General features: G+C 69.1%; 24 protein-coding genes. 8 read left to right on the top strand and 16 right to left on the bottom strand.

Translation table 11 applies throughout. The features are described 5' to 3' along the window. Together FHR90_RS03195 and FHR90_RS03200 are read right to left on the bottom strand one after the other, a co-directional pair. Positions 1 to 1,718: hypothetical protein (locus tag FHR90_RS03195; protein WP_183274741.1), on the bottom strand; the 1,718-nt coding region annotated here is incomplete at its 3' end. A 298-nt stretch (positions 1,719 to 2,016) separates the two neighbouring features. Then, entirely contained in the window at positions 2,017 to 2,907 is an 891-nt protein-coding gene (locus FHR90_RS03200; RefSeq protein ID WP_176624275.1) for an N-acetylmuramoyl-L-alanine amidase family protein, read from the bottom strand. A 503-nt stretch (positions 2,908 to 3,410) separates the two neighbouring features. Between FHR90_RS03200 and FHR90_RS03205 the strand changes: the two genes are divergently transcribed. Continuing rightward, the gene (locus FHR90_RS03205; protein WP_183274742.1) at positions 3,411 to 6,263 is read left to right on the top strand and encodes an Rne/Rng family ribonuclease; all 2,853 of its coding nucleotides are present in this window, start codon (positions 3,411 to 3,413) and stop codon (positions 6,261 to 6,263) included. Between the two features lie 53 nt (positions 6,264 to 6,316). On the opposite strand, the gene FHR90_RS03210 is transcribed toward FHR90_RS03205, so the two are convergent. Together FHR90_RS03210 and FHR90_RS03215 are read right to left on the bottom strand one after the other, a co-directional pair. Further along, positions 6,317 to 6,988, bottom strand: a complete 672-nt coding sequence (locus tag FHR90_RS03210; protein ID WP_266152653.1) for an alpha/beta fold hydrolase — start codon at positions 6,986 to 6,988, stop codon at positions 6,317 to 6,319. A 34-nt stretch (positions 6,989 to 7,022) separates the two neighbouring features. After that, positions 7,023 to 7,859, bottom strand: coding sequence for an alpha/beta fold hydrolase (locus tag FHR90_RS03215; RefSeq protein WP_176624995.1), 837 nt, complete (start codon positions 7,857 to 7,859; stop codon positions 7,023 to 7,025). A gap of 98 nt (positions 7,860 to 7,957) precedes the next feature. Between FHR90_RS03215 and FHR90_RS03220 the strand changes: the two genes are divergently transcribed. After that, positions 7,958 to 8,872, top strand: coding sequence for a LysR family transcriptional regulator (locus FHR90_RS03220; protein WP_176624994.1), 915 nt, complete (start codon positions 7,958 to 7,960; stop codon positions 8,870 to 8,872). Here FHR90_RS03220 and FHR90_RS03225 read toward each other — a convergent pair. Genes FHR90_RS03225 through FHR90_RS03235 form a run of 3 tightly spaced genes read right to left on the bottom strand, consistent with a single transcriptional unit; the run spans position 8,853 to position 11,740 of the window. Beyond that, complete coding sequence (locus FHR90_RS03225) at positions 8,853 to 9,176, bottom strand: hypothetical protein (protein ID WP_176624993.1); 324 nt, start codon at positions 9,174 to 9,176, stop codon at positions 8,853 to 8,855. The genes FHR90_RS03220 and FHR90_RS03225 overlap by 20 nt on opposite strands. 10 nt (positions 9,177 to 9,186) lie before the next feature. Then, positions 9,187 to 10,383, bottom strand: coding sequence for a pyridoxal phosphate-dependent aminotransferase (locus FHR90_RS03230; protein ID WP_183274743.1), 1,197 nt, complete (start codon positions 10,381 to 10,383; stop codon positions 9,187 to 9,189). A 13-nt stretch (positions 10,384 to 10,396) separates the two neighbouring features. Beyond that, positions 10,397 to 11,740 carry a gamma-glutamyltransferase gene (locus FHR90_RS03235; protein ID WP_183274744.1) on the bottom strand — a complete coding sequence of 448 codons (1,344 nt, stop codon included), beginning with the start codon at positions 11,738 to 11,740 and terminating at the stop codon, positions 10,397 to 10,399. 142 nt (positions 11,741 to 11,882) lie between these two features. Here FHR90_RS03235 and FHR90_RS03240 point away from each other — a divergent pair, with 142 nt between their 5' ends. Next, positions 11,883 to 12,608 (top strand): DsbA family protein, encoded by a 726-nt coding sequence (locus tag FHR90_RS03240; RefSeq protein WP_246329994.1) that lies wholly within the window; start codon positions 11,883 to 11,885, stop codon positions 12,606 to 12,608. 18 nt (positions 12,609 to 12,626) lie between these two features. On the opposite strand, the gene FHR90_RS03245 is transcribed toward FHR90_RS03240, so the two are convergent. The 4 genes from FHR90_RS03245 to FHR90_RS03255 all read right to left on the bottom strand — a co-directional run bounded on the left by FHR90_RS03245 (position 12,627) and on the right by FHR90_RS03255 (position 15,753). Next, positions 12,627 to 13,682, bottom strand: a complete 1,056-nt coding sequence (locus FHR90_RS03245) for a hypothetical protein (RefSeq protein ID WP_183274745.1) — start codon at positions 13,680 to 13,682, stop codon at positions 12,627 to 12,629. A gap of 2 nt (positions 13,683 to 13,684) precedes the next feature. Continuing rightward, entirely contained in the window at positions 13,685 to 14,944 is a 1,260-nt protein-coding gene (hemA, locus tag FHR90_RS03250; protein WP_176626273.1) for a 5-aminolevulinate synthase, read from the bottom strand. A 142-nt stretch (positions 14,945 to 15,086) separates the two neighbouring features. Then, a complete protein-coding gene (locus tag FHR90_RS17590) occupies positions 15,087 to 15,209 on the bottom strand; it encodes a hypothetical protein (RefSeq protein WP_256124411.1) in 123 nt (40 codons plus the stop codon). Between the two features lie 94 nt (positions 15,210 to 15,303). Next, a complete protein-coding gene (locus FHR90_RS03255) occupies positions 15,304 to 15,753 on the bottom strand; it encodes a hypothetical protein (RefSeq protein ID WP_183274791.1) in 450 nt (149 codons plus the stop codon). Positions 15,754 to 15,963: 210 nt separating this feature from the next. Here FHR90_RS03255 and FHR90_RS03260 point away from each other — a divergent pair, with 210 nt between their 5' ends. The 4 genes from FHR90_RS03260 to FHR90_RS03275 all read left to right on the top strand — a co-directional run bounded on the left by FHR90_RS03260 (position 15,964) and on the right by FHR90_RS03275 (position 20,480). Further along, positions 15,964 to 17,874 (top strand): transketolase-like TK C-terminal-containing protein, encoded by a 1,911-nt coding sequence (locus tag FHR90_RS03260; protein ID WP_266152700.1) that lies wholly within the window; start codon positions 15,964 to 15,966, stop codon positions 17,872 to 17,874. A 36-nt stretch (positions 17,875 to 17,910) separates the two neighbouring features. Then, complete coding sequence (gap, locus tag FHR90_RS03265) at positions 17,911 to 18,930, top strand: type I glyceraldehyde-3-phosphate dehydrogenase (RefSeq protein ID WP_176624152.1); 1,020 nt, start codon at positions 17,911 to 17,913, stop codon at positions 18,928 to 18,930. Then, positions 18,930 to 20,156 (top strand): phosphoglycerate kinase, encoded by a 1,227-nt coding sequence (locus FHR90_RS03270; protein WP_176624154.1) that lies wholly within the window; start codon positions 18,930 to 18,932, stop codon positions 20,154 to 20,156. The genes gap and FHR90_RS03270 overlap by 1 nt, the downstream gene beginning before the upstream one ends. Positions 20,157 to 20,231: 75 nt before the next feature. Next, positions 20,232 to 20,480 carry a hypothetical protein gene (locus FHR90_RS03275; protein ID WP_176624156.1) on the top strand — a complete coding sequence of 83 codons (249 nt, stop codon included), beginning with the start codon at positions 20,232 to 20,234 and terminating at the stop codon, positions 20,478 to 20,480. A 23-nt stretch (positions 20,481 to 20,503) separates the two neighbouring features. On the opposite strand, the gene FHR90_RS03280 is transcribed toward FHR90_RS03275, so the two are convergent. Beyond that, positions 20,504 to 21,409 (bottom strand): formate/nitrite transporter family protein, encoded by a 906-nt coding sequence (locus FHR90_RS03280; RefSeq protein ID WP_176624158.1) that lies wholly within the window; start codon positions 21,407 to 21,409, stop codon positions 20,504 to 20,506. A 184-nt stretch (positions 21,410 to 21,593) separates the two neighbouring features. On the opposite strand from FHR90_RS03280, the gene FHR90_RS03285 reads away from it, so the two are divergent. Then, complete coding sequence (locus tag FHR90_RS03285) at positions 21,594 to 22,019, top strand: hypothetical protein (RefSeq protein ID WP_176624160.1); 426 nt, start codon at positions 21,594 to 21,596, stop codon at positions 22,017 to 22,019. Positions 22,020 to 22,026: 7 nt separating this feature from the next. Here the strand turns inward: FHR90_RS03285 and ftsY are convergent, their stop codons facing one another. Genes ftsY through FHR90_RS03305 form a run of 4 tightly spaced genes read right to left on the bottom strand, consistent with a single transcriptional unit; the run spans position 22,027 to position 26,235 of the window. Then, positions 22,027 to 22,959, bottom strand: a complete 933-nt coding sequence (ftsY, locus tag FHR90_RS03290; RefSeq protein ID WP_176624162.1) for a signal recognition particle-docking protein FtsY — start codon at positions 22,957 to 22,959, stop codon at positions 22,027 to 22,029. A gap of 1 nt (position 22,960) precedes the next feature. Further along, entirely contained in the window at positions 22,961 to 24,211 is a 1,251-nt protein-coding gene (gene mtaB, locus FHR90_RS03295) for a tRNA (N(6)-L-threonylcarbamoyladenosine(37)-C(2))-methylthiotransferase MtaB (protein ID WP_183274747.1), read from the bottom strand. After that, complete coding sequence (gene dapF, locus FHR90_RS03300) at positions 24,208 to 25,017, bottom strand: diaminopimelate epimerase (protein WP_183274748.1); 810 nt, start codon at positions 25,015 to 25,017, stop codon at positions 24,208 to 24,210. The genes mtaB and dapF overlap by 4 nt, the downstream gene beginning before the upstream one ends. A 48-nt stretch (positions 25,018 to 25,065) precedes the next feature. Continuing rightward, positions 25,066 to 26,235, bottom strand: a complete 1,170-nt coding sequence (locus FHR90_RS03305) for a head GIN domain-containing protein (RefSeq protein ID WP_176621978.1) — start codon at positions 26,233 to 26,235, stop codon at positions 25,066 to 25,068.

The following is a 26,235-nucleotide window of genomic DNA, read 5'->3' on the forward strand; positions in this document are numbered from 1 at the left end:
CGCGCACCCTGCTGCCACACATCCGCAGACACGTTCAGAACCAGAGTGTCGAGCGAGAGCGACATCGTCGGCGCCAACGGCACATGCGTGTCGACGAGGAGTTGGGTCACGGTGGTGACGGGTGCGGCCGTGTCGGAGAAGCTGACGCGGACCGCCTCGCTGCCCATCGCACCCGCTGCTGCGACGAACTGCAACTGCGCGAGCTTTGCGGTCACCGCAGCGGGCGTGCCGGCAAAGCTCACAGTGGTGAAAGAATGGCCGCTCGCATCATGCAGGACACCGAGCGACGCGGAGTCCAGCGTAACGCTGACCGTCACCTGCTGCGTGGGGCTCTCGCCGTAGATAGTGGCATTTCCAAAGATCGCGACGGGCACGATGCCGACATCGATCGAGGGCGCCTGACCGGTCACGATCAGGTCGGCCGCGACCGCACTGCCGACCGTCTCCTGGCCGGCCTCGGAATTCGTTGGAGTGAGCGTGACCGTCGACAGATAAAGTGCGATTGACGTCAGGCTGTTGGGATCCGTTGGATCGTAATACTCCCCATAGGCGGAATCGTTATAGTTCTCAACGATGAATTGCGACGGCATTGCATCGCATTTCTGCAAGTAGGCGACCATCTCCTTCGTTTCAGCGAGAAACTGCGAATCCATCCCTTTCGCTGCGGCATCGGTATTGTCGGGCGAGATGATGACCGACGATCTCAAGCCGTTTGCGTTGGCCCACTGGATCTGCTCGACGACATTGTCCCTGTACGCCTGCTCCCGGGCGAAGAAATAGCTCGGCGGGGTGTCGAAGCTGATGCCTCCGCTGTAGAGTTCCGCCTGCCGCAGATAAGTATACCACGGGCTGGTCGCGAAGGGCTGCGTCAGATCGGCGCTGTAATCGTTGTCGCCTGCAATCGGTGCGATATTGAGTACGCCCATCGCTCTCGCGTTGTCGACGTAGGCTTCCCAGGACAGAAGCTCACGCTGCGTCCACGCATGTGACATGTCGACATTGACGTTGGCCTGTTGAGGGAAGTTGCCGAGCGCGTGATAGAGAAAGCCGAACTGACCAAAATAGTCGGTGAAGAATCCAGGACCGGTCGAATAGGTTCCGTCGGCAGCTTGGTAGGTTTCGATCAGACCATCCTGGCTGACGCTGCTCCAGGCCTCACCGCCGGTCGCGGCGGTGGAAGCCAGCACGGTCAGCGCCGATGGCGAACTGAAACCAGTGATCTGGTTAGCGGCAACGTTGGAGGCCACACCGAGCGCCGTGGCCTCGACATGAATCGTGTACACGTCTCCCGGAGCAATCGCATAATAATAGGCACCCCGGACAGCGTCGTAACTTGCACTCAGAGCCCGTTCACCATTCACCAGGCTATGGACGTTGTTCTCGATCTCAAAGACCGATCCATTGCTGGCAAGAAGATCGGTGCCCACATAGAGATACTGTATGGTATGAGAATTGTTCTGTATCTGAACGATGGCTTCGGCATAGCCGAAGTTCGAACCGAACTCGGCAACGCCGCTTCCCCGTCCGGCAAATTCATTGGCCAAACTTGGTGTATACTGCGAGGACAGGTTCATCCCCACGCCGTGCATATAGAGCCCGATGGCCTGCCCCGCGAGCGCCGCCTCGACCGCCGGGTCGAGAAGTTGCTCGAAATTGTAGGCGCTTCCGATGAATGTCGTTTCCACGTCACGGGAGGTGACGTCGTTGTCAGACTTCATCTGCTATCCGAGCCTTTCTGATGACGACACAGCGTCATGAACGCCGCCCATCAACTAGAACTCGAAAATCCTAACAAAAAGCTACCGAAATTCCCCCTTTTTTTTGGACAATTCCAATGACAAATCCAGATTTTTGTTCAAACGCTGCCTGGCATTCAACTGCGCCGGCCCGGTGTCTCAAATTACTACTCGATAGAGGTCTTTTTAATTAAAGATCGACTTGCCTCGGTATGATTTTCTGACTTTTGTCGCGAGAGCAGGTTTCGCCCCGGCTATGATGGCAAGTGACCGGTAGAGGTCAGCCGGTCGTCTGCATGTAGGACCCGACGGTGAAATAGGCATCGACCGCACGTGTCATGGCCGAGGCGACGTCGGCACGATGATCCGCCCGGCGCAACGCCGCCTCATCGAGGCGATTGGACATGAAGCCCATCTCCACAAGGACGCTGGGGATGCTGGCCGATTTGAGCACCACGAAGCCGGCGTGCCGCTCCGGATTGTCGAGAAGTGCGACGCGCCCGCGGAGTGAGGCCACCACTGACCTCGCCATCTGCCCGGATTCACGCCGTGTCTCCTGACGGACCAGCGAGGCGAGAATGGCGCGGACCTCAGGAGAGGTGCCTGCGAACTGGGGTCCCGCAAACCGATCAGCGCTGTTCTCACGCGCAGCAAGTGCTGCGGTCTGCCCGTCCGAAGCGTGATCCGACAGGGTGTAGACGCTGGCGCCGCGCACGGAAGGGTCGTGGAGCGCATCGGCGTGCATGGAAATGAACAGGGCGGCCCGGCGGCCCTGGGCGATGGCGACGCGATCCTCGAGCGGGATGAAGATGTCGCGATCACGCGTCCGCGCGACCCGGTAACGGCCGCCGGCCAGCAGACGCCGCTCGAGTTCCGCCGACGCCGCCTCGGCGATATGTTTCTCATAGGTGCCGGAGACCCCGATCGCGCCCGGATCCTTGCCGCCATGACCGGGGTCAAGCACCACCAGCGGCGGCGGCGGTTTTGCGCCCCTGTGGACGGCCGGGGCGGCGAGATGCGACCGGGGTGCAGCCAGACCCAGAGCGGGGAACGCAGCCGGCAGGACCAGCAGGGCCCGTCGCCCCAAACCGGATAAGGTCTGGCCGGAAGGGGGACGAGCGGTCGGGAGCGATGACTTGTTTTTGGTCAACACGTGCGTCCTGGCCCCCATAACTCACGGGCGACAACGGGTTGCGCGCCGTTCCTAATGCGCAATCTAGGAATTTCGCGGCCACGATGCACCCGTTTTATGTGACCGGGGGCGAGGCAGGCAGGCGCGCTTGCGGCGGCGCGCCGTTTGCGGCATGTTATGTGTGTCAAGACATTGCGTGCGGCGTGCTGCGCGGGAATGCGCTGGACAGCTTTCGTCCGACCATCGCGCGGGCCAGTGGCAGCAATGCCGAGCTTGATGCGACGTCAATGACGCGCCGGCGACGAGCCGGCAACGACGACAGGACCCCGTTTCAGCCCCTATGCAGCCTTTCGCGACGCGCTCCGCACCTCTGACAATCCGGACCGGTCATTTGACCGTGCCCGTCGCGTCGGTGTCGAGCCTTCCCGCGAAGCCGGACCTGCCGACGCGGCCGGACACCCTCTTCTCCTTTCCCATCGGCCTGACAGCGCGCCGCACCGCAGGTGCCGCCGCGCGCCGGGCCCACCGGAGTTCTCTCCTTAATGACCAAACGTATGTTGATCGACACGAGCCACGCGGAAGAAACCCGCGTGGTCGTGCTGGATTCTAACCGACTCGAAGATTACGACGTCGAAACCGCCGCGAAGAAGCAGCTCAAGGGCAATATCTATCTCGCCAAGGTCGTTCGCGTCGAACCGAGCCTGCAGGCGGCGTTCGTCGAGTATGGCGGCAACCGGCACGGATTTCTGGCCTTCGCCGAGATCCATCCCGACTATTACCAGATCCCCGTCGCCGATCGGCTCAAGCTGATCGCCGCTCAGGAGGAAGAGGCCCGCGCCGAGGAGGCCCGCGCCGAGGCAGAACAGGAACGCGCCGAGGCGCTTGCCGCCCAGCGTCAGGCCACGCGCGGCGAGAGCGATGCCGAGGCCGCCGACGATGAGCCGAGCGGCGCTGAGGCCGCCGCCGAGACCGACGAGCGCGCAGAAGACGAGGCCGGCGCCAGCGATGAGCCGGCGGCGGAAGGCGAGATCCTGCCGCCCGAGAGCCTCGGTGGCGAGGACGACCGCCGCGACACCGCCCCGCGCCGGCCGAAGATGCGCCACTACACCATCCAGGAAGTGATCCGCCGCCGCCAGATCCTGTTGGTGCAGGTCGTCAAGGAGGAGCGCGGCAACAAGGGTGCGGCCCTGACCACCTACATCTCGCTCGCCGGCCGCTTCTGCGTGCTGATGCCGAACTCGCTGCGCGATGGCGGGGTGTCGCGCAAGATCACCTCGGCGGCCGACCGCCGGCGCCTCAAGGAGATCACCGCCGAGCTGGAGATCCCGCGCGGTATGGGCATGATCGTGCGTACCGCCGGTGCGCAGCGGCCGCGCGCCGAGATCAAGCGCGACTGCGAATACCTGCTCGAGCTGTGGGACGAGATTCGCGAGCGCACGCTCGCCTCGGTCGCGCCTGCGCTGATCCATGAGGAAGCCAGCCTGATCCGCCGCGCGATCCGCGACGGCTACTCGCGCGACATCGAGGAAGTGGTGGTCGATGGCGAGCCGGGCTGGCGCAGCGTGCGCGAGTTCATGCGCACGCTGATGCCCGACCACACCCGCAAGGTGCAGCTCTGGAACGGCAACCAGCCGCTGTTCTCGCATTACCAGGTCGAGGGTCATCTCGACTCGCTGCACAATCCGACCGTGCAGCTCCGCTCGGGTGGCTATCTGGTGATCAACCAGACCGAGGCGCTGGTGGCGATCGACGTCAATTCCGGACGCGCCACCCGCGAGCGCGGCATCGAGGAGACGGCGTTCCGCACCAACATGGAGGCCGCCGACGAGGTCGCCCGCCAGCTCAGACTGCGCGATCTGGCCGGGCTGATCGTCATCGACTTCATCGACATGGAGAGCCGCCGGCACAATTCGGCCGTCGAGCGTCGCCTGAAGGAAGCGCTCAAGGACGACCGCGCCCGTATCCAGGTCGGCTCGATCAGTGCCTTCGGCCTGATGGAGATGAGCCGTCAGCGGCTGCGTCCGTCGGTGGCGGAATCGAGCCTGTCGCCCTGTCCGCACTGCGCCGGCACCGGCATGGTCCGCGGCACCGAGAGTGCGGCGCTGCATGTGCTGCGGGTGATCGGGGAAGAGGGAGCGAAGCGCCGCGCGGCCGAGATCCTGGTGCATGTCGCAAGCCCGGTGGCGATTTATGTTCTCAACCACAAGCGCGTCTGGCTGGCGGAGATCGAGGCGCGCTACGGGCTGGTGGTGAATTTCGCCGCCGACGACTCGCTGCTGGCGTCGCAGGTGCGCATCGACCGCACCCGCGTCGCCGAGCCGGTGGACATGCGCGCCGCCCGCGCGCCGGACTCCGTCCCCCTGCCTCTGCCGCAGGCGACCGAGGCGGCGATCGAAGAGTCCGAGACCGAGGATGACGAGGACGAGGCGGGCGAGTCGTCCGGTGCGCCCGACAGCCGCGCCAGCAGCCCGGAGGCTGGTGACGACCAGCGCCGTCGCCGTCGCCGTCGCCGTCGCCGCGGCGGTCGCCGTGACGACGCCAGCCCGATGCCGCTCGATGCCGAGCAGCCGGACATTGCCGATCACGCGGCCGATGCAGGCGACGAGCCTGCCGAGGCGAGCGTAGCCAGCGAAGCCGAGGATGGCGTGCCGGAGGACGCAACCGGCGCCGAAGGCGCGGCGGCCGAGGAAGCCGGTCGCCGTCGCGGCCGTCGCGGTGGCCGCCGCCGGGGTCGCGACCGTGACCGCGAGCGTGGCGAGACGGCGGCCCCCGCTCCCGCTCCCGTCCACACCGGCCCGACTCCGGCCGATCCGTTCGGCGATGCCGGATTCGACATCTTCGAGGCTCTCGAGGGCGACAGCGCGCATCGCAGCGGTCCGCTGCCGGCGAGCGTGATCGAGGCACTTGCGGCTGAGCCGGTGGACGCGGCACCGATGGACGAGGCGACGGGCGAGACAAGTGTCGCACCGCCGTCGGTGCTCCCGGCCGAGCCCGTCGCAGCCGCCGAGGCGGAGACGGCAGAGCCGGCGAAGAAGCCGCGCCGGTCGCGGCGCAAGGCCGAGACGGCCGACACCGAACCGGCCGCCACGGAGATGGCCGCGGAGACGGCGGCACCGGCCGCCAAGCCGCGCCGCACCCGCGCCAAGGCCGCTGCCGAGACTGCGCCGCTGCCGGAGGCCGAGCCGGCAAAACCGGCCCGGCGCAGCCGCCGCAAGACCGCCGAGCCGGTGGCGGCGGAGCCGGTCGCGGCGGTTGCCGAGGATGTCGCCGTGGAGCCGGCCGTCGTTGCCGTATCGGAAGAGGACGTCCAGGCCGCCGACAACGCGCCGAAGCCGGTGCTGATCGAGGCCGGCACCGCCCCCGCCGCGCCCCGCGCGGGCTGGTGGCGCCGCTGAACTGAACCGGATGGCCCGGGGCCGGCGCATATCCGCCGGTCCCGGGCTCCGTTTCAGCCTGAGGCGACGATCGCCTGACGGATCACACCGGCGACCGCATCGGGTGCCGACAGCAGCGCCATGTGGCTGGTCGGCAGGATGCTCAGCGTCGCCATCATCCGGTCCGCCACCTCATGCTGCAACGATGGGCTGACCGCGCGGTCGTCGCTTGCGAGGACATACCAGCAGGGCCGGTCACTCCAGGCCGCCTGGCTCACCGCATCGCCGAAGGTCGCGGCCCCCAGCGGCGTCTGTGTCGCGGCCAGCAGCCGCGCCTCCGACTCCGGCAGGTCTTGGGCGATGTCGGCGATCCAGCTCGAGGCCGCCATCAGCAGACGACCGTCGCTGTCCGGGGCAATCCCGCCCAGCGCCGGCGGCGCGGGATGGGCGGCGACCTGATCGCCGGTCGACTCGCCGGGACGCGGCGCGAAGGCCGCGACATAGACCAGGGCCGCGACCTTGGGATGCACACCGGCCTCGGTGATCACCGTGCCACCCCAGCTGTGGCCGACCAGCACCACGCGGCCGGACGCACGTTCGATCGCCGCCCGGGTGGCAGCGACGTCATCGGAAAGCCTGGTGGTCGGGTTCTGCACCGCGATCACCTCGACGCCGTCGGCGAGCAGCCGCCGGATCACCCGTCGCCAGTTCGTCGCATCGGCCCAGGCACCATGGACGAGGACCACGCTCGGACGTGCTTTCGAATGCCCCGTCATCACCTCACCCCGCCACGAAGACCAGCAGTTCGGGATTGATCACCGAGGCGTGGGTGGTCAGCATGCCGTGTGCATAACCGGGAAAGACGCGCAACGTGCCATGTCGCAGCTTGCCGATGGCGCGATGGGCCGAAATGTCGATCGGCACGATCTGGTCGTCATCGCCGTGCATGATCAGCGTGGGCAGGGTGATCGCCTCCAGATCCGCCGTCTGGTCGGTCTCCGAGAAGGCCCTGATGCCGTCGTGGTGCGCCTTCGCACTCCCCATCATCCCCTGCCGCCACCAATTGTCGATCACGCCCTGCTGGATCTCGGCGCCGGGGCGGTTGAAGCCGTAGAACGGACCCGAGGCGATATCGCGATAGAACTGCGCCCGGCGGGTTGCGACATCGGCGCGGAAACCGTCGAACAGCGACATCGGCAGCCCGCCGGGATGGTCGGCGGTCGCCACCATCAGCGGCGGCACCGCCGAGACCAGCACCGCCCTGGCCGCGCGGCCCGAGGGCTGGCCATGACGGACGACGTAGCGGGCAACCTCGCCGCCGCCGGTGGAATGCCCGACATGTACCACACCATGCAGGTCGAGGGCCTCGACCACGGCGAAGGCATCGGCCGCATAATGGTCCATATCGTGGCCCTCGCTCACCTGGGCCGAACGCCCATGGCCACGGCGGTCATGGGCGACGACGCGGAAGCCCTGCGCTGCGAAGAACAGCATCTGCGCGTCCCAGTCATCCGACGAGAGCGGCCAGCCGTGATGGAACATCACCACCGGCGCATCCACCGGACCCCAATCCTTGTAGAAGATATCGACTCCGTCTGATGTTTTGACGAATGGCATGGATATTCCCCGATTGCGGACAGCTCCAAGAGCTATCAGCTTGAGGTGGATGCCGGCGATGTCGTTCCGGGTTAGACACAATAACGGGAGACGAGATGATGGATTGTGTCGGGATCGAGCTGTTCGTCGCCGTCGCCGGTGGCGCGACACTGGCGAAGGCCGCACAGCGTCTGCGGATCACACCGATGTCGGCCACACGACGGCTTGCCGCACTCGAACGCGAGCTGGGCGTGCGGCTGGTGCACCGCACCACACGGGCCATCGCTCTGACGGCGGAGGGTCTCGCCTTCCTGCCGCATGCGCACCGGCTGATCGTCGAACACGCGGCAGCACGCGCCTCGGTCCGCGCCGGCGAGGACGGGCCCAGCGGCAGGCTGCGTCTGACCAGCTCGGTCGCATTCGGGCGCAGGATCGTCGCACCTCTGCTGGTCGAGCTGCTACGCGAGCACCCGGCGGTGTCGGCCGAGCTGCTGATGACCGACAGCGTGGTCGATCTCGTCGCCGAGGGGCTCGATCTCGCCGTCCGGATCGCCGACCTCGCCGACAATCGCCTGATCGCGCGGCGACTGGCGCCCAATCCTCGGGAGCTGGTCGCCACCCGCGCCTATCTCGATCAGGCCGGCTCGCCGCGCACGCTGGACGAGCTCGGCGAGCATGACTGCCTGGCAATCACCGGCACCGGGCACTGGACGTTCCTCGCCGACCAGGCGCCGGTGCGCCATCGGATCGAGGGCCGGTTCACCGCGAACTCGATCGACGGACTGCGGGCCGCCTGCCTCGGCGGTGCCGGCATCGCCAACCTGTCCGCCTGGTTCGTGCGCGACGATCTCGCCCGCGGCGCGCTGGTGCGTGTGCGGCTGGCAGACGCAACACCGCAGCCGCTCTCGATCTGGGCGGTCTATGCGAGCCAGCGCCTGCTGCCGCCGAGGACACGGGTGTTCGTCGACGCACTCGCCAGGCGGCTGCGCGACTGGTGCGCGCCGGATCCGGCGGTCAGCTCGCCAGCGGGGTGAACTGCGCGAACATCGCACCGAATTCCGGCAGCTCGCGCAGCGGCACATAATCGCACACCGCGGCGAAGCGTGCCCAGAGCGCGCCGGCCTGCGGATCGGCGTGGGCGCGCTCGATGCCGCCCGGCTGCCATTCGAACACCTCGATCACCGTGCCGTCCGCGGCCCGCATCGCCAGTGCCGGGCGGTCGGTGGCCAGCCCCAGGCGACGCAGGATCGGAACATGGTCGGCGACCAGGCGCTCGAGCTCCGCCGCCTGGCCAGGATGCGGACGGTAGCCGACGATCACCATCTCACCCGCCGCCATCGCCGCCACCTCAACCTCGACCGAGAAACCGCCCGATGCGGCCCGGCACCTCGCGCATCAGGGCGGTCGGGCCGCAATAGCTGAAACGCACGAAATCATGACCCCGCACCGGATCGAAGTCGATGCCCGGCGTTGCGGCGACATGCGCCTCCTCCAGCAGGCGACGGCAGAAGACACGGCTGTCGCGCAAGGCGGGGTCGGCGTCGAGTGCCGCAAGATCGGCGTAGAGATAGAACCCGCCTTCGGCGGACGAGAGGCGGTCGAGACCTATGGCGGGCAGGCGGGCGCGCAGATCGTCGCGTGTGGCGCGGTAGGCGAGCCGGTCGGCCTCCAGCTCGTCGGTGCAATCCATCGCGGCCAGCGCGACGCATTGCGCCAGATGCGGCGGCGAGATGAACAGGTTCTGTGCCAGCCGCTCCACCGCGCGCAGCAGATCGTCGGGCAGCACCATCCAGCCGACCCGCCAGCCGGTCATGCGCCAGTATTTGGAGAAGCTGTTGATGGTGATCGCCTCCTCCATCGCCGAGGCAGTGACGGGCGTGGGGCCATAATGAAGGCCGTGATAGATCTCGTCGCTGATCACACGCACGCCGTGGCGCGCGCACCACACGGCGATGTCGGCGAAGGCGTCCGCGCCGAGCATGGTGCCGGCCGGGTTGCAGGGGCTGGCGAGGATCAGCCCGTCCGGCGGCGGATCGAGAGCCGCGAGCATCGCGACGGTGGGCTGGAAATCGGTCTCCGGACCGCAGGGCAGCACCACCGGCTCCATGCCCAGCGCGGTGAGGATGTTCACGTAAGGCGGGTAATAGGGGCTGGCCAGGGCGATGCGGTCACCGGGATCGAAGGCGGCGAGGAAGGCCAGCACGAAGCCGCCCGAAGCCCCGGTGGTGATGCAGATCCGCTCCGCCGACACCTCCACGCCGTGCAGGTCGGCCAGATGCCGGACGATACGGTGGCGCAGCGCGGGCAGGCCGAACGCCTGGGTATAGCCGAGCGACGGACCCCCTGCGGCAGTCGAAGCGTCGAGCAGGCGATGCGCCGCCGCAACCGCATCGCGCGGCGCTCCGCGCCCGGGCTGGCCGACCTCCATGCGGATCAGGCCCGGCGCCTCCGGCGGCAGCGTCGCGGCGAGGGTTTCGGCCGCGGCGACCACATCCATCGCCAGGAAGCTCGGGATGCGGCTGCCGCGGCCCTGTTTCAACGCCATTGGTGCGCGGAGATCAGCCGCTGGTCAGCGCGAGGCCCGCCCCGCGCTGATCGGTATGCACCGTGCAGCTCGACGCGGTACCGTTCGGGCAGGCAATGACATTGGCGCGGCCCTGCGCGGTGGCCGGGGTGATCGATGCAGCATTGCCGCCATGCACCGTCTGATACAGCGCGGAGGCGGCCTCGGCCGCGGCATCGGCCTGGCCGGAGGCGGCGACCACCGCGACCGGCGCACTGCCGCGCTGGGCGATCGCGGCCGGCAGCAGCGGCAGCGGGTGCGAGGCCGGCGAGGCGGCCATCACGATGCCGGTGCCGGGCGCGATACGGCCATTGCCGAACAGGTTGTCCATGGTCAGCGCGCAGGCCACAGCGCCGCCCTGCGCGTCGGTGACAACGAAGCTGGTCGAGGCCGGCAGCACGCCACCAGCACCACTCACCGCACCGCCGGACTGCAGGCGCCCATACTGCGCCGCCGCCGCGGTCCCGCCGGCATCGGGGGCGAACGACACGGTGGTCGCGCCGTCGGCCAGGGTCAGCGGATCGGTGGTCTGCGGCACGGCCGCACGCAGATCGGCGGCGGTGATGCCGGCATGGGCGTCATCCGCGGCGGCGGCGAAGGTCAGGCCCAGCGCGCCGGTATACATCTCGGTGCCGTCGCCGCGTGCGATGCCGTCGAGGGTCGCGGCCAGTTGCGGCTGCACCAGCGTGTCGCCGATCGCCAGCACGCCGCCTTGTCCATTCCCGAACACCGATGCGGCCTGGGCATCGGCGAGCAGCGGGGTCGCGACCACGGCGAGATCGTCAGCCAGCGCCTTGCTGACCTGCACACCCTGGCGGGCGAGGTTGGTCGCCGGCTGCACCAGGTCGCGGAACTGCACATGGCCCTGCGCGGCCTGCATCGCGACGATGCCGCGCAGCAGCATCGGCACCGCCGCCGGGCGGTCGGCCTGCGTGCCGGTGCCGGGATGCGGCAGGAACTGGAAGGCGCGCGGGGTGCGGCTTCGCGCATCTCGGGCGAGGCACACGCCGCCGCCGCCGAGGCTGGCACGCGACGGCAGCGTCACCGACAGTGCGAGGGCGAGCGTGGTCGCCGCATCGGCGGCATTGCCGCCACGCGCCAGCACGTCGCGCGCCGCCATCGCCGCGCGCGGCTCGTCGGCCACGACATCGCCGACATAGCCGGCCTGATACGGGTTGGGCGCGCCGACCAGCCGGGTGCGGGCGTCCTTGACCAGCGAGCTGACATCCGAGCAGCCGGAGAGCAGGACCGCGCCGGCCAGCGCAGCCCCCACGCGACGACGGCCGGCACGAAGCGATGCCCGCTGGCGGTGGGCGGTCGGGACGGCAGTTTCGGACACGCGTTTCCCCGTTGTGGTCTTGACGTTGGCAGAGGTTGGGTGGTCGTAAGTCACTGTCTGGAAATCCGGCACAGTCACTAACCCTATCGCCTCGCCCCGGCAACAGCCCGGCAGCGGCGCCCATGATCGAGGAACCAACCCGTTGGCCGGATTTCGCCCCCTGCTTGCCGCGTCGCTGATCCCGCTCGCCCTGCCCGCCGCCGCGCAGGCCGACAGTTTCACCCCCGCCCAGCGGCAGGAGATCGTGCAGATCATGCGCCAGGCGCTGAAATCCGATCCGTCGATCCTCGCGGACGCCATCACCGCCTTGCGGGCGAAGAGCGAGGATGACGAGACCGCCAGCCAGCAGGCCGCCCTCGCCGCCCAGCGCGGCAAGCTGGACAACACCCCTGGCGATGCGGTGATCGGCAACCCGCATGGCAGCGTGACGCTGTATGAATTCTACGACCCGCGCTGCCCATGGTGCCGACGGATGGTCGGTGATGTGGAGAAGCTGGCGCGGACCAATCCCGACCTGCGCATCGTGCTCAAGCTGATCGCCATCCTCGGCCCGGCCAGCACGCTGGACGGGCGTGCGATCCTGGCGGCGGCCAACCAGAACGCCTATGCAGCGATGCAGCGCGCGCTGATGACCGACAGCGCCGAGCCGAGTGCCGCGCGCATCCGCCAGATCGCGATCGGCCTGCATCTCGATGCCGACCGTCTCGCCGCCGACATGGACAGCCCGACGGTGACGGCGGCACTCGACGCACAGCGCGCGCTCGCCACCTCGCTGCGCATCAGCGGCACGCCGACCTTCATCGAGGGCAGCCGGATCGCGCCCGGCGCGATGTCGGCCGAAGACCTGGCGAAATTCATCAAGGGCTGAGCCGGACGGCGCCGCCGGTCACAGGCTGGGCGCGTGACCGGCGGCGGCTTCCTGTTTCGCCTTCGCCGCCGCGGCGGCAGCCGAGATGCGGGCCGCGCGCAGCGCCTCGAGATCGGCGAGTGCCGCTGACTGGTCGATGATGTGCTGGAAGATCAGGTCGAAGGCCGACCCGTCCGACGCGGCGCGATGCGCCGACACACTGATGGTGATGCCGCAGCCCGGGATGAAGCCGGTCCACAGCGGCATCGCCACCAGGCCGGGATCGGAGGCCAGCAGCGCCATGTCGAAGCCGGTATGGTCGGCGATGCTCACGCATTCGGGCAGTTTCGTCGGTGGCGCGGCCGGCCCACGGGGCGGGGCTGGGCTGGCGGGCGGGGCATCCGCCGCCTGGGCGGCAGGCCCTTCCGGGGTGGCGAGGGCCTCGATCTTCGGCATCGCCGTGGCGGGTGGCACCGGGCTTGCCTGCGGGAAGGCACGGGTGGCGGTCAGCGTATCGGGCGCATCGGGGCCGCCGGTCAGCGGCGGCAGGATCAGCCCATAGGTGGTCTGCAAGGCGACGCGCAGCTTGGCGTCGCCGACCAGTTCCTCGGGGCCATAGCGATGCAGCCGCAGGATCTCGGTGGCGCGATTGCCGGCGAACTGGCTGAACACCACGGCGATCTGCTCCACCGGCGCGACGGAAGCGGCCCCTGCGGCATCAGCCGGCTTGTCGCCCGCCTTCTGGACCGCCCGCGTGCCGGCGCGCGGCCTGACTGCTTTGGAGCGCAGCAGCAGCGCGGCGACGAAGGTGTCGTGTCCATCGGCGGTCGGCCGGCGGATGGTCTGGCTGTCGAACTCGCGTCCATGCAGCGCCGCCTCCACCTCCGCCGGCGTCATGCCGAGCCGCAGCCCGCCGATCGCGAAGCCGGCCGGGTCGAGCAGCGCCGGGGTCGCTGTCGGCGGCGGAGTGGGAGCGGGGGCGGCTGCCGAGGGCGGGGGCGGGTCAGCCGCCGGCGGCGCACAGGACGCAGACAGGCTCCACAGCCCGGCCACCGCCCCGGCGGCCCACCCCGCATACCGCCCCGTATGACGCATCCTCAGGCCGCCTCGACGTCATCTCGCTGACGCCGTGCCGGGCTGGCTTCCGCCATCAACTCCGACAGGGCCGCGACCAGCGCATCCATCATCGCATCGCTGTGGCGGGGGCCCGGGGTGAGGCGCAGGCGCTCCTGGCCACGCGGCACGGTGGGGTAGTTGATCGGGGTGGCGTAGATGCCGAACTCGTCGAGCAGCCGGCGCGAGATCTCGGCGACCCGCTCCGCGTCGCCGACCGGGATCGGCACGATATGGCTGGGCGTGGGCAGATGCGGCACACCGGCCGCGTCCAGCCGGGCGCGCAGGGCGGCCACGCGCTCGAACAGGTGTTCGCGACGATGGTTCTGCGCCCGCACCGCCCGCACCGAAGCGAGTGCCGCGGCCACCACCGCGGGCGGCAGCGAGGTGGTGAAGATGAAGCCCGAGGCCGTCGAGCGCAGGAAGTCGATAATCGCGGCGCTGGCCGCGACATAGCCGCCATGGCAGCCGAACCCCTTGGCCAGAGTGCCCTCGATCAGATCCACCTCGCCCGCGACCCCGTCACGCTCCGACACGCCGCCGCCGGTGGCGCCGTACAGACCCACCGCATGCACCTCGTCGAGATAGGTGATCGCCCCGTAGCGCTTCGCCAGCCGGCAGATCGCGCCGATATCGGCGATGTCGCCATCCATCGAATAGACACTCTCGAAGGCAATCATCTTCGGTGCATCGGCAGGTGCGGCGGCGAGCTTGGCCTCGAGATCGGCGAGATCGTTATGGGCGAAAATCACGCAACGTGCGGCCCCGGGACGACCGTTCGCCGCACCCTTGATGCCGGCGATCATCGAGGCGTGGTTCTTCTCGTCGGAAAAACAGATCCAGCCCGGCATCGAGGTCAGGATGGTCTGCAGGCTGGCCTGGTTCGACACATAGCCGGACACGAACAGCAGGGCCGCCTCCTTGCCGTGCAGGGCGGCGAGTTCGGCCTCGAGCGCGTCGTGCAGCGGCGAGGTGCCGGCGATGTTGCGCGTTCCGCCCGCGCCCGCGCCATGGTCGCGCAGCGCCGCGATGCCGGCCTCGACCACGTCGGGGTCGACACCCATGCCGAGATAGTCGTTGCTCGACCACACCACGATGTCACGCGGGCCGGAGCCGCTCGCGCGGTCGTAATGCGGATAGCGTACGCCGTCACGCGCGAGCGCGGTGAAGCGCCGGTAGCGCCCCTGCGCCTGGATGTCGGCCAGCGTGCGCCGGCAATGCTGCTCGAACCCGGTGGTACCCATTCGCTTCGCTCGTCCCCCGCCCCACACTGCGTGCCGCCGCGCAGGGCGGGCCGCATCCGGCGGGACATTGATCAACGGGCGCCAGATCAGACCTCCGCAGCCCCCGCGTCAATGACAACGATCAAAAATGCCCGGGTTTTCGTCACCAGCCATAAGGGTGCGGATGCCACCCATAGGGATGATAGTACGGGCCGCCATAGACGACACAGCCATTGAGCGCGAGCAGCGCTGCGAATGCGAGGGTGATGGTCACGGTGCGGGTCATCGGCAGAGTTCCTCCCTGCCCCGGCTATTGGCCCGCGATGTGTCGGCAATCTGGCGATCACGCAACGCTCGTCGCAGATCGGTAAGTGAATGTGTCAGTGCAGATAGATCCGCACGGCTCCCTGGCTGCCCGGCGGCAGGGGCTCGCTCGCCGCCCCGACCTGGACCTGGGCGATCGCCGCGCCGTCATCGACGATCGCCTGCGCCACCGGGCCGAGCAGCGCGTGCGCCGCACGCTCGCCCCCGGCAACGGTCGCATCGACGCTGCCTGCGGCCGGCACCGTCTGACGAAGCTCGAACAGCACGTTGGGTTTGCGCGCCAGTGCCGCCTGCACCGCCTGCTTCAGCGGGGCGCGCCACTGGTCGGGAGCCGTGCCGGCCTCGATGGTGATCAGCGGTCCCGGACCGGGCCTGCCCGGCGGGGCGGGCGGCAGATGCGGCTGCGGCGGCAGGCCGGCTTTCGGATCAAAGGTGCGCTGGTCGACGATGCCCACATGCTGGAGCCGCGCACAGCCGGAAATGAGACAGATCGTCGCCAGGGCCAACGTAGGCAGCAAGCCGAGCGGACGAAACGGGCGAACCGGGGAGCGACGGACCATCATGGGCGGCAGGCTTGCAGGCTTCGCCGCACAACTCAACTCCGCCCGATACGGAAAAGAGAGGGGCGACACGGCCGGCAACGGGGCTTGCCGGGGTCCGGCACGGCTGGCAAACAGTGGCTCCGAACCAATTCGACGGCTGGCGGGGAGAGCGGGGTGCGGGAGGCGGACATCACCATTCCGGTCGCCTACGCCCCCGCGGCCACCCCGGACCACTCTCCCGCCAATGCCCCCGGGGACGCGATTCGCCGTCTCGCCCGGATCGCCGGACTGTCGGAAGCGGACGCCGCCGACGATCCTCTCGGCCTGCGGATGGCCGATGTCGCGGCGGTGCTCTGGCAACAGGCGCTGCGTTTCGATGCCGCCGATCCGGGCTGGGCGGATCGCGACCGTTTCGTGCTTTCGGCGCCGCGCCACAGCTTCCTGCTCTACGCGCTGCTGCATCTCACCGGACATGAAGGCATCGAGCTGCGCGACCTGCGGCGGTTCGGCCGGCTCAACAGTCCGACCGCCCGACAGGCCGCGCACGGGCTGCACCCCGCGATCGAGGCCAGTGTCGGACCGCCCGGCCAGGGGCTGGCGATGGGCGCCGGCATGGCGCTGGCCGAGCGCATGCTGGCCGGCCGGTTCGGCCGCTCGCTGGTCGATCACCGCATCTGGGTGATGGCGGGTGCGGCCGATCTCGCCGCCGGCGTGGCACAGGAGGCGGCAGCCCTCGCCGGGCGCATGGGGCTCGAACGGCTCACGGTGCTGTTCGAGGAGACCGATCCCGAGGAAGGGCGCCTGCATGCGGCCCGGTTCGCCGCCTGCGGCTGGAGCGTGCGGCGGGTGGCGCGCGACGATGCCGAGGCGATCGCCTCTGCGCTGGCGGCCGCACAGCGCGGCCGCCGCCCGGCTCTGATCGCCTGTGCGGGCGCGAGCACGGCGGCTGGCGGTGGTGGTCAGGTCAGTGACTGGGTCGAGACCGGACGGCGCAATACCGGCACCCGCCGCGGCTGGCTCAAGCGCCTCAAGACCCATGCCAGGCGCGAGGAGTTCCTGCGCCTGCAGGCCGGTCGTCTGCCGCAGGACTGGAAGCCGGTCTGGCTCGACCGCGCTGCGCACGAGCCGCGCCGGCTGCCTCATCAGCCCGACGCGCAGGCGGGCCTGCCGCCTGTGCTGCACACGCTGCTGCCGGAGCTGGTCGGGCTGTCGGCCCGCCACGAGGGTGAGACCGGCGCCGCCTGCGTTCCGGCGCGCCCGGGCGCGGAGCTGGCCTGCGGCACCCAGGAGCACGGCATGGCCGGTCTGCTGAACGGGCTGGCGCTGCATGGCGGCCTGCGCGGCATCGGCATCGCCTCGTTCGTCTCCGTCGACCGCATGCGGGTCGCACTGCGGCTGGCGGCGCTGATGCGGCTGGGGGTGATCTACCTGCTCGCCGATGACGGGCTTTCGCGCGGCGAGGACGGTCCGGCCTTCCAGCCGGTCGAGCAGCTCGCCTCGCTGCGCGCGATGCCGAATGTGGCGGTGTTCCGTCCCGGCGACCCGTCGGAGCTCGCCGAATGCTGGACGCTGGCGCTGGAGCGCACCGAGGGGCCGAGCGTGATCGCGCTGGGCCGTGGCGCGTTGCCGCGGCTGCGCGAGGTCGGCGGCGGACTGGGCGCGGTGATCGGGCCGCTCGAATCCAGCCCCGCGCCGCTGCCCTGTGCGATGGGCGGCTACGTCCTGCGCGAGGCGCGCGCGCGGCGGATGGCGACGCTGATTGCCACGGGTGCGGAGCTGCCGGTCGCACTCGCCGCACGCGACATCCTGCGCGGCTCCGGCATCGACGTGGCCGTGGTTTCGCTGCCCTGCTGGGAGTTGTTCGCCCGCACGCCGGCGGACTATCGTGCGCGTGTGCTGGGCGAGGTGCCCCGGTTCGGGATCGAGGCGGCGTCCGGCTTCGGCTGGGAGCGCTGGCTCGGCGACGGCGGGGTCTTCATCGGCATGGACGGGTTCGGCGCCTCCGCCCCCGCGCCGGATCTGTATCGACATTTCGGCATCACGCCGGATGCTGTGGCCGACGCGGTGCGTCGCGCCCTCGGCTAGGTCAAACACTGCAATCGTCTGCGAGGAAACATCGATATGCCGGTTAAAGTCGCCATCAACGGGTTCGGTCGCATCGGGCGCCTGGTGCTGCGGGGGATCGTCGAGAGCGGCCGCACCGATGTGGTGCCGGTGGCGATCAACGATCTCGGCAGCGTCGAGGCCAATGCCCATCTGTTCCGCTACGACAGCGTGCACGGTCGCTTCCCCGGCACGGTGAAGGTCGAGGGCGACAGCCTCCTCATCGAGCACAACGGCAAGACCTACGGTCCGATCAAGGTCTCGGCCGAGCGCGACCCGTCCAAGGTGCCTTACCAGGGCGTCGACGTGGCGATGGAGTGCACGGGTCTGTTCACCAAGAAGGAATCGGCCGCCCAACTCATCACCGCCGGTGCGCGCAAGGTGCTGGTCTCCGCCCCCGCCGACGGCGTGGACGCGACCATCGTCTACGGCGTCAACCAGAACGTCATCACTCCGGAGATGACGGTGATCTCGAACGCGTCCTGCACCACGAACTGCCTCGCCCCGATGGCCAAGGTGCTCGACGACGCGATCGGCATCGAGCGCGGCTACATGGTGACGATCCACTCCTACACCGGCGACCAGCGCACGGTGGACACGCTGCACAAGGACCCTCACCGCGCGCGTGCGGCGGCCGTCAACATGATCCCGACCTCGACCGGTGCGGCCCGCGCCGTCGGGCTGGTGCTGCCGAAGCTGAAAGGCAAGCTCGACGGCACCGCGATCCGCGTGCCGACGCCGAACGTGTCGCTGGTCTCGCTCGACATCGTGCCGGAAAAGATCCCCGGCTCGGTCGACGAGGTGAACGCGCTGTTCAAGGCCGCCGCCGAGGGGCCGCTGAAGGGCATCCTGGTCTACAGCACCGATCCGCTGGTCAGCTCCGACTTCAACCATGTGGTCGCGTCCTGCTCGTTCGACGCCACCCAGACCGCGCTGGTCGATGGCGGCAAGCTGGTGCGTGTGTGCGGCTGGTATGACAACGAGTGGGGTTTCTCGAACCGCATGAGCGACACCGCCGCCGCGTTCGGTTCGGTCTGATGGCGAGCACCGCGAAGTTCCGCAATCTCGACGCGCTCGACGCAAAGGGAAAGCGCGTGCTGCTGCGCGCCGACCTCAACGTGCCGATGCGCGATGGGGCGGTGAGCGACCTCACCCGCATCGAGCGTCTCGCGCCCACCATCCGCGAACTCGCCGACAAGGGTGGCCGGGTGATCGTGGTCAGCCATTTCGACCGGCCGAAGGGCAAGCGGGTGCCGGAAATGTCGCTCGCTCCGGTCGCGAAATCGCTGGAGGCCACGCTCGGCCATCCGGTGCACTTCGCCGATGACTGCGTCGGCCCGGTGGCCGAGGCAGCGGTGGCGGCGCTCAAGGACGGCGAGGTGCTGGTGCTGGAAAACACCCGCTACCATGCCGGCGAGGAGGCCAACGACCCCGAGATGTCGAAGGCGCTGGCATCGCTGGCCGATGTCTACGTCAACGACGCCTTCTCCGCCGCCCATCGCGCCCATGCCTCGACCGAGGGTGTCGCGCGCCATCTGCCCGCCCATGCCGGGCGGCTGATGGAGGCGGAGCTCAATGCGCTGACGCTGGCGCTCGAGGACCCCGAGCGCCCGGTCGGCGCGGTGATCGGGGGGGCGAAGATCTCCACCAAGCTCGACCTGATCGGCAACATCCTCTCCAAGGTGGACGTGCTGATCATCGGCGGCGCGATGGCCAACACTTTCCTCGCAGCGCAGGGCGTGTCCGTCGGCAAGTCGCTCCAGGAGCCGGGCATGCACGACACCGCACGCCAGATCCTGGCGGACGCGAAGGCGCGCGGCTGCGAGATCATCCTGCCGGTGGATGCGGTGTGTGCCAGCGAGTTCAAGGCGCATGCGGCCACCACCACGGTCGGGATCGACCAGGTGCCGGCCGACCAGATGATCCTCGACGCCGGTCCGAAGACGGTGGAGCTGCTCAAGGAGAAGCTGGCGGGGCTCAAGACGCTGGTCTGGAACGGGCCGCTGGGCGCGTTCGAGATCGAGCCGTTCGACGCCGCCACCAACGCGCTGGCGCAGGAGGCGGGCCGTCTGACCCAGGCGGGCAGGCTGCGCTCGGTGGCCGGCGGCGGCGACACCGTCTCCGCGCTGCGCCATGCGGGGGCGGCAGACCAGATGAGCTATGTGTCCACCGCCGGCGGCGCATTCCTCGAATGGCTGGAAGGCAAGACCCTGCCCGGCATCCTCGCCCTCGACGCGCTGCGCGGCATCATCGCCCCGGTCTGAGAAAAACGGGCTGCCGGGCGGATTTCCGGCAGCCCGTTAACCTCGCCTTAACCGGTCGGGGGCGATGCTGGGCGCATGATCTCGACAAGCTCCCTCAGCGCCTTCTCCGTGCCGGGCTCGCTCACCGGTTCCCTCGCCGCCACGGCGCGCAACACGGTCGCGCAGGTCGCGGCCACGGCCTCCGCCTCGCCGCTGACCGCGACCGCCACAGCGAATGCCGGCCTGTCCGCCGCGACCTCGGCCACGCTCGACACAAGTTCGAGCCCGCAGACACATCACGGCGTTCATTCGCATCGCGGCAGCAGGCTTGACCTGTCGATCTGACGGGGACGCGCCGCGTCGCACGCTCAGCCCCTGCGGAAGCGCTCCAGCGCGCCGACCAGCTTGATCGGCTTGAGTTCGTTGCGTATCTGCGCGTGATTGAGCACCGCCGCCAGCAACGTGCCACCCAGCACGTTGCCGATCAGCGTCGGCACCAGGAACCGCCAGAGGTAATCGACCACCCCGCCATCGCCGGAAGCCACCGCGAACACGGCCTCGGCCGAGCCGGCGATGATATGCGGCGTGCCGAGCAGGGCGACCAGGCTGGTGAGCAGGATGATGATCGGCACCTTGGCCGATCCGGCTGCCGGCAGCAGCCACACCATCAGCCCGATCAGCCAGCCGGCGATGCCGCCAAGTGCGACCGTATGACCGAAACCGTGTTCCAGGGTGGCATCGCCCAGCTCACGCATTGCCGCCTTCGTGGCTTCGTCGAATAGCCCGGTCCGGGCGCTGACGATGCCCCAGATCAGCGTCGGCAGCAGATTGGCCACCAGCACGATGCCCCAGACCCGCAAGGTGCGCAGCACATAGGTCCGGCTCAATTCGGTCAGTGTGGGGATTAGCGCGGTCAGCGTGGTCTCGGTAAAGAGCTGCTGCTGGCCGAGGATGACGATCAGGAAGCCGATGCTGTAGCCGAGGCTCGACAGCAGATGCGCCCAGGGCGCATGCGGCAGCACCGAGGCGATCGTCGCGTCGGCCAGGAACGAGAATCCCACCGACAGCCCGGCCGCCAGCCCCGACAGCGCCAGCCCGGCCGGGGCGCGCTCGAGCTCCTCGATACCCTGCGCACAGATTACCTCATGGATCACCAGCGGCCCGACCGGAGCGCGTTCTGCCGCCTGGGCCCGTTCGAGATCATCGAGATGGGGGGAATGACGGCCGGTGGGCGGGGTGGAGTCTTCGGATACGGGATCGGTCGGGTCACTCATGCCGATTTTGCAACGTGCCGGAAGAGGCGGCGTTTCACGATCACTTCGTCCTACCAAATCTTTCAAAACCGTTATTTTCATTGCATCGCGCCGGCAGTTTCGATGACATGATCGTGAGCGCGGCCTGGAGCTGTCTTCAGCGGGCGCCCGGGTGAACGAATTCGGCGTTGAGATGATGATCAAGATGGTTCGGCCTGTCTGCGGCACTTTCGCCCTGCTTCTCGCCCTTGCCACCCCCCTGGCCGCCCACGCCACGCCCGCAGCGGACGACCAGCCCGGCCCCGCCGACCATGCGCTGAGTGCGCGCGCAATGATGGACAATGCCGTGCCGGTCAGCCGGATCGCTCCGGGACAGGTGCAGGTCGTCACCAGCGCGACGCGGCCGGCCCATGCTCAGCTTGCCGGCTATCAGTCGGCTCCGCTGCCCGACGAGGACAGCCAGGCCCCGGCCGAGGCTGTCTCGACGGATCCGTCGGTGCGTCCGGCCTTCTTCAGCCGCAAGACCACCTTCAAGGGCGATGGCTTCATGCGCGGCTCCGACATCGAGACCGATCAGGCGCACCGCCAGAAGCCCTCCGGCGGGCTGTCGCTCAATATCCCGATGCAGTGAGCCCCGTTCAGGGGCGTTCGTAGACCGTCTCGCCGACCAGGCCGCGGGCGAACTCGCCCGCATCGAAGGCACGCAGATCCTCCGCCTTCTCGCCGACACCGACCGCATGCACCGGCAGGCCATAGGTCTCGGCCAGTGCCACCACCACGCCGCCGCGCGCACTGCCGTCGAGCTTGGTGACAACCAGCCCGGTGACGTCCACCATCTCCTTGAACACCCGCACCTGCTCGACCGCATTCTGCCCGGTGGTCGCATCGAGCACCAGCAGCACCGAATGCGGCGCCGAGGGGTCGAACTTGCGCAGCACGCGGATGATCTTGGCGAGTTCCTCCATCAGGGCGGCCTTGTTGTGCAGACGCCCCGCCGTATCGATCAGCAGCAGGTCGGCGCCCGCCTTCTGCGCATCCTCGAGACCCTTGTAGGCGAGGCCGGCGGCGTCGGTATTGGGCGGCCCGGAAATCACCGGCGCTCCGACCCGCTCGCCCCAGACCTGAAGCTGCTCGACCGCCGCGGCGCGGAAGGTGTCGCCGGCGACCATCATCACCTTGCGCCCGACATTGCCGAACGACAGCGCCATCTTGCCGATCGTGGTGGTCTTGCCGGAGCCGTTGACGCCGACCACCAGCACCACATGCGGACGCTTCGCCGGATCGGGACTGAACGGAACCGCCACCGGAGCCAACACGCGCGACACCTCCTCGGCGAGGGCGGCGCGGATTTCCGCGTGCGTGACTTCCGCCCCCCAGCGCGTCGACCGGAAGCGCTCGATCACCCGAGAAGCGACCGCGGTGCCGAGATCGGCGCCGATCAGCAGTTCCTCGAGTTCGTCAAGCACGCTGTCGTCGAGCGGGCGTCTGACGAACACATGCGCCAGCCCGTCGCCGAGCTTCTGCGTGCTGCGCTGGAGGCCGTCACGCAGCCGGCCGAAGAATCCAGACATCTCAGATCACCTCCGCGACCAGGCCCGCAGCTCCGGTCTCCATCACCCGCGCCGGCAGCAGCCGACCGCCGGTCTCGTCGCCCTCATGCCCGCGCAGCGTCACCGGCGCGAACACCTCCGAATGCCCCTGGGCGCCACGTTCCAGCAGCACCGAGATCTCGCGTCCGGCGAAGCTGGCGTGAAAGCGGGCCGCATTCGCTTCCCCCGCCGCGCGCAGCCTCGCCGCGCGCGCCCGGCGCTGCTCGACCGGGATCGCCGGCATGCGTGCGGCCGGCGTCCCGGGCCGCTCGCTGTAGGGGAAGACATGCAGATACGGAATTTCGTAGTCGGTCACGAAGCCCAGCGTGTCATCGAACTGCGCCTCGGTCTCGGTCGGGAACCCGGCGATCAGATCCGCGCCGATGCCGATCCCGGGGCGCAGTACACGCGCGCGCTCGATCGCGCGTGCCGCGTCGGCGACCAGATGCCGGCGCTTCATCCGCTTGAGCACCAGATCGGACGCCGCCTGCAGCGACAGGTGCAGATGCGGCATCAGACGCGGTTCGGCTTCGATCAGCCGCCACAGATCGTCGTCAATCTCGACCGGGTCGAGCGAGGACAGACGAAGGCGCTTCAGCTCCGGCACCAAGGCGAGCAGCCGGCGCACCATCTGACCCAGCGTCGGCGCGCCAGGCAGATCCGGCCCGTAGGAGGTGATGTCCACTCCGGTCAACACCACCTCGTTATAGCCGGAGGCGACCAGCGTGCGGACCTGCTCGACCACTGCCCCGACCGGCACCGAGCGGCTCGGCCCGCGGCCATAGGGGATGATGCAGAAGGTGCAGCGATGGTCGCACCCCTGCTGCACCTGCACGAAGGCCCGCGCCCGGCCGGAGAACTCCGTCACCAGATGGGCGGCAGTCTCCTTCGCCGCCATGATGTCGGAGACCGAATCGCCGCCCGCCATCGCCTGCGGCGTCCAGCTCGCGGCCGCGAGCTTGTCCTCGTTGCCGAGCACGCGGCTCACGCCGGGCAGCGCCGCCCAGCGCGCGGGATCGATCTGCGCGGCACAGCCGGTCACCACGATGCGTGCCTCGGGACGGTCTCGATGCGCGCGACGGATCGCCTGCCGCGCCTGACGCTCGGCCTCCGCGGTGACCGCGCAGGTATTGACCACGATCAGGTCATCGAGCCCGGCGGCATGGCCGCGCATCACCTCGCTCTCATAAGTGTTGAGGCGGCAGCCGAAGGTCAGGATTTCCGGACCGCTCATCCGACGCGGCCTTCGAACACCATGCGGGCGGGACCGCTGAGCCAGACCCCCTCGCCCCGCCATTCGACGGCGAGATCACCGCCCGGCATGGCGATGGCGATGCGCTCATACGCCAGCCCGCGGCGGATCGCCGCGACCCCGGCCGCACAGGCGCCCGACCCGCAGGCGAGCGTCGCACCGGCGCCGCGCTCCCAGACGAACAGCCGCATCGACGCAGCACCCGTCATCTGCGCGAAACCTATGTTGGCGCGGCTCGGAAACAGCGTGTTGGTCTCGAATGCCGCCCCCAGCCCGGCCACGTCGGTCGCGTCGAGATCGTCGACGAAGAAGGTCACGTGCGGGTTGCCCATCGAGCAGGCGACGGGCGCGCCGGGCAGATCCAGCGCCAGCGTATCCATCTCGCGCGCAAGCGGAACGTCGCGCCAGCCGAGCCTCGGCGGCCCCATGTCGACGCGCACCTGACCATCTTCCAGCCGCTCGGCCACAAGCACGCCGGCGGCGGTCGCGAGGCGATAGCGTCTGCCGGGCACGCCACCGAGCCAGACAACCGCACAGCGGGTGGCATTGCCGCAGGCGCCTGATTCCGTGCCGTCGGGATTGAAGAAGCGCAGCGCCGCGTCGGCCATCTCGCTCGGGCCGATGGTCATGATCTGGTCGCAGCCGATGCCGAAATGCCGGTTGGCGAGAGCGACGAGTTGCCTGGGCGATGGGCACGACATGCCATCGCGCAGGTCGAGCACGACGAAATCGTTCCCCGCGCCCTGCATCTTGGCAAAGCGCAGTCCGGCTGGCAGCGGCACATCCATGGTCGGCTGCTCTATAGACCCGGCGGCGCGGGAAGCGAAGGTTTTCCCTCAGCCCGGCGGCAGCGGGTGCAGCGGGGGCAACGGAGGCAGAGGCGGCAGCGGCACCATGGTCGAGCCGTCGGCGCCGTGGCGCAGGGTCAGGGTCGCGTCGTGCGACAGGGTCTGCCGGCTGGTGCCGACATGGGCCGAGACCTCGCCATCGTCCGAGCCGGCGAGGCTCGCATCGAACACGCCGATCTCGCCCGGGCCGATGCGCAGCGAGCCGGAGCCGCTCATCGCGACGCCGAGCGCGTCGGTCTGCACCAGCCCGACATGCAGGTCGCCATTGCCGGCGATGTCGAGGCGCGCCGGACCGCTCAGCGTGCCGATCTTGACGTCGCCGGATCCACGCTGGCTCAGCACGGTGGTCGCCGCGACCACGCCGAGCGAGATGTCGCCGTCGCCACTGGCATTGATGCGCAGATCGCCGCGCGAATCGCCGATCGTCAGACTGCCGGACCCGCTGCGGTTGATCACGGCATCGCCGTCGACGATGGCCACGGAGGCATCGCCATCGGAACTCAGCTCGAGGCGCAGATGACGGGCGGAGGTGATGGTCAGCTTGCCATCGCCGCCGCGCGTGACCGAGACGTCGCCGTCCATGCCGCCGATCACCAACTCGCCGTCACCGCTCGAATTGACCATCAGCGGCATGCCGGCCGGCACCGAGAGATAGACGTCCTGGTCCGAATCGCCCGAGCAGGGGTTGAGGTTCAGCGTGCGGCCCTCACCGCCGGAGAGATTGGGCAGAGCGTGCCGGGCATAGATGCGCACCTGCCCCGACAGCCCGGCCTGCGGCATGATCGTCAGCTTGCCGTCGCAGCTTCCGCTGATCGACAGCGCGCCGGCGGCGACCGTCTGCGGCCCAAGCCCGGAGGGCGGTGCGGCGCCACGGAGGCGGGCATGATCGGCGAGCTTCATCTGGCCGAGGATGCTGGCCAGCGAGCCCATCGCCTGACTGATCGCGGACTCGATCTGACTGTCGTCGATGTCGATATTGATCCGGTCCCCGCCGGAGCTGTGCCGGTGGCGGTCACTGCCGGAGCGTTCATCGCCGCTGAACCACCAGCACGGGATCAGTACGATCGCGGCGAGCAGGAACACCGCGCGGCGCCGGCGCATGCGGATATCGGCCATGCGTGAGGGGTCGGTGATCGGGAAGATCTGGAGCTTCGACAT

The organism is Endobacter medicaginis (genome assembly GCF_014192375.1).
Classification (GTDB): Bacteria; Pseudomonadota; Alphaproteobacteria; order Acetobacterales; family Acetobacteraceae; genus Endobacter; species Endobacter medicaginis.

Excerpts from the sequence above, each read along its gene's own strand:
- FHR90_RS03200 (WP_176624275.1), bottom strand. The coding sequence starts at position 2,907 with ATGGGGGCCAGGACGCACGTGTTGACCAAAAACAAGTCATCGCTCCCG.
- FHR90_RS03205 (WP_183274742.1), top strand. The coding sequence starts at position 3,411 with ATGACCAAACGTATGTTGATCGACACGAGCCACGCGGAAGAAACCCGC.
- FHR90_RS03215 (WP_176624995.1), bottom strand. The coding sequence starts at position 7,859 with ATGCCATTCGTCAAAACATCAGACGGAGTCGATATCTTCTACAAGGAT.
- FHR90_RS03220 (WP_176624994.1), top strand. The coding sequence starts at position 7,958 with ATGGATTGTGTCGGGATCGAGCTGTTCGTCGCCGTCGCCGGTGGCGCG.
- FHR90_RS03225 (WP_176624993.1), bottom strand. The coding sequence starts at position 9,176 with ATGGCGGCGGGTGAGATGGTGATCGTCGGCTACCGTCCGCATCCTGGC.
- FHR90_RS03230 (WP_183274743.1), bottom strand. The coding sequence starts at position 10,383 with ATGGCGTTGAAACAGGGCCGCGGCAGCCGCATCCCGAGCTTCCTGGCG.
- FHR90_RS03245 (WP_183274745.1), bottom strand. The coding sequence starts at position 13,682 with ATGCGTCATACGGGGCGGTATGCGGGGTGGGCCGCCGGGGCGGTGGCC.
- hemA (WP_176626273.1), bottom strand. The coding sequence starts at position 14,944 with ATGGGTACCACCGGGTTCGAGCAGCATTGCCGGCGCACGCTGGCCGAC.
- FHR90_RS17590 (WP_256124411.1), bottom strand. The coding sequence starts at position 15,209 with ATGACCCGCACCGTGACCATCACCCTCGCATTCGCAGCGCTGCTCGCG.
- gap (WP_176624152.1), top strand. The coding sequence starts at position 17,911 with ATGCCGGTTAAAGTCGCCATCAACGGGTTCGGTCGCATCGGGCGCCTG.
- FHR90_RS03270 (WP_176624154.1), top strand. The coding sequence starts at position 18,930 with ATGGCGAGCACCGCGAAGTTCCGCAATCTCGACGCGCTCGACGCAAAG.
- FHR90_RS03275 (WP_176624156.1), top strand. The coding sequence starts at position 20,232 with ATGATCTCGACAAGCTCCCTCAGCGCCTTCTCCGTGCCGGGCTCGCTC.
- FHR90_RS03280 (WP_176624158.1), bottom strand. The coding sequence starts at position 21,409 with ATGAGTGACCCGACCGATCCCGTATCCGAAGACTCCACCCCGCCCACC.
- FHR90_RS03285 (WP_176624160.1), top strand. The coding sequence starts at position 21,594 with ATGGTTCGGCCTGTCTGCGGCACTTTCGCCCTGCTTCTCGCCCTTGCC.
- ftsY (WP_176624162.1), bottom strand. The coding sequence starts at position 22,959 with ATGTCTGGATTCTTCGGCCGGCTGCGTGACGGCCTCCAGCGCAGCACG.
- mtaB (WP_183274747.1), bottom strand. The coding sequence starts at position 24,211 with ATGAGCGGTCCGGAAATCCTGACCTTCGGCTGCCGCCTCAACACTTAT.
- dapF (WP_183274748.1), bottom strand. The coding sequence starts at position 25,017 with ATGGATGTGCCGCTGCCAGCCGGACTGCGCTTTGCCAAGATGCAGGGC.
- FHR90_RS03305 (WP_176621978.1), bottom strand. The coding sequence starts at position 26,235 with ATGTCGAAGCTCCAGATCTTCCCGATCACCGACCCCTCACGCATGGCC.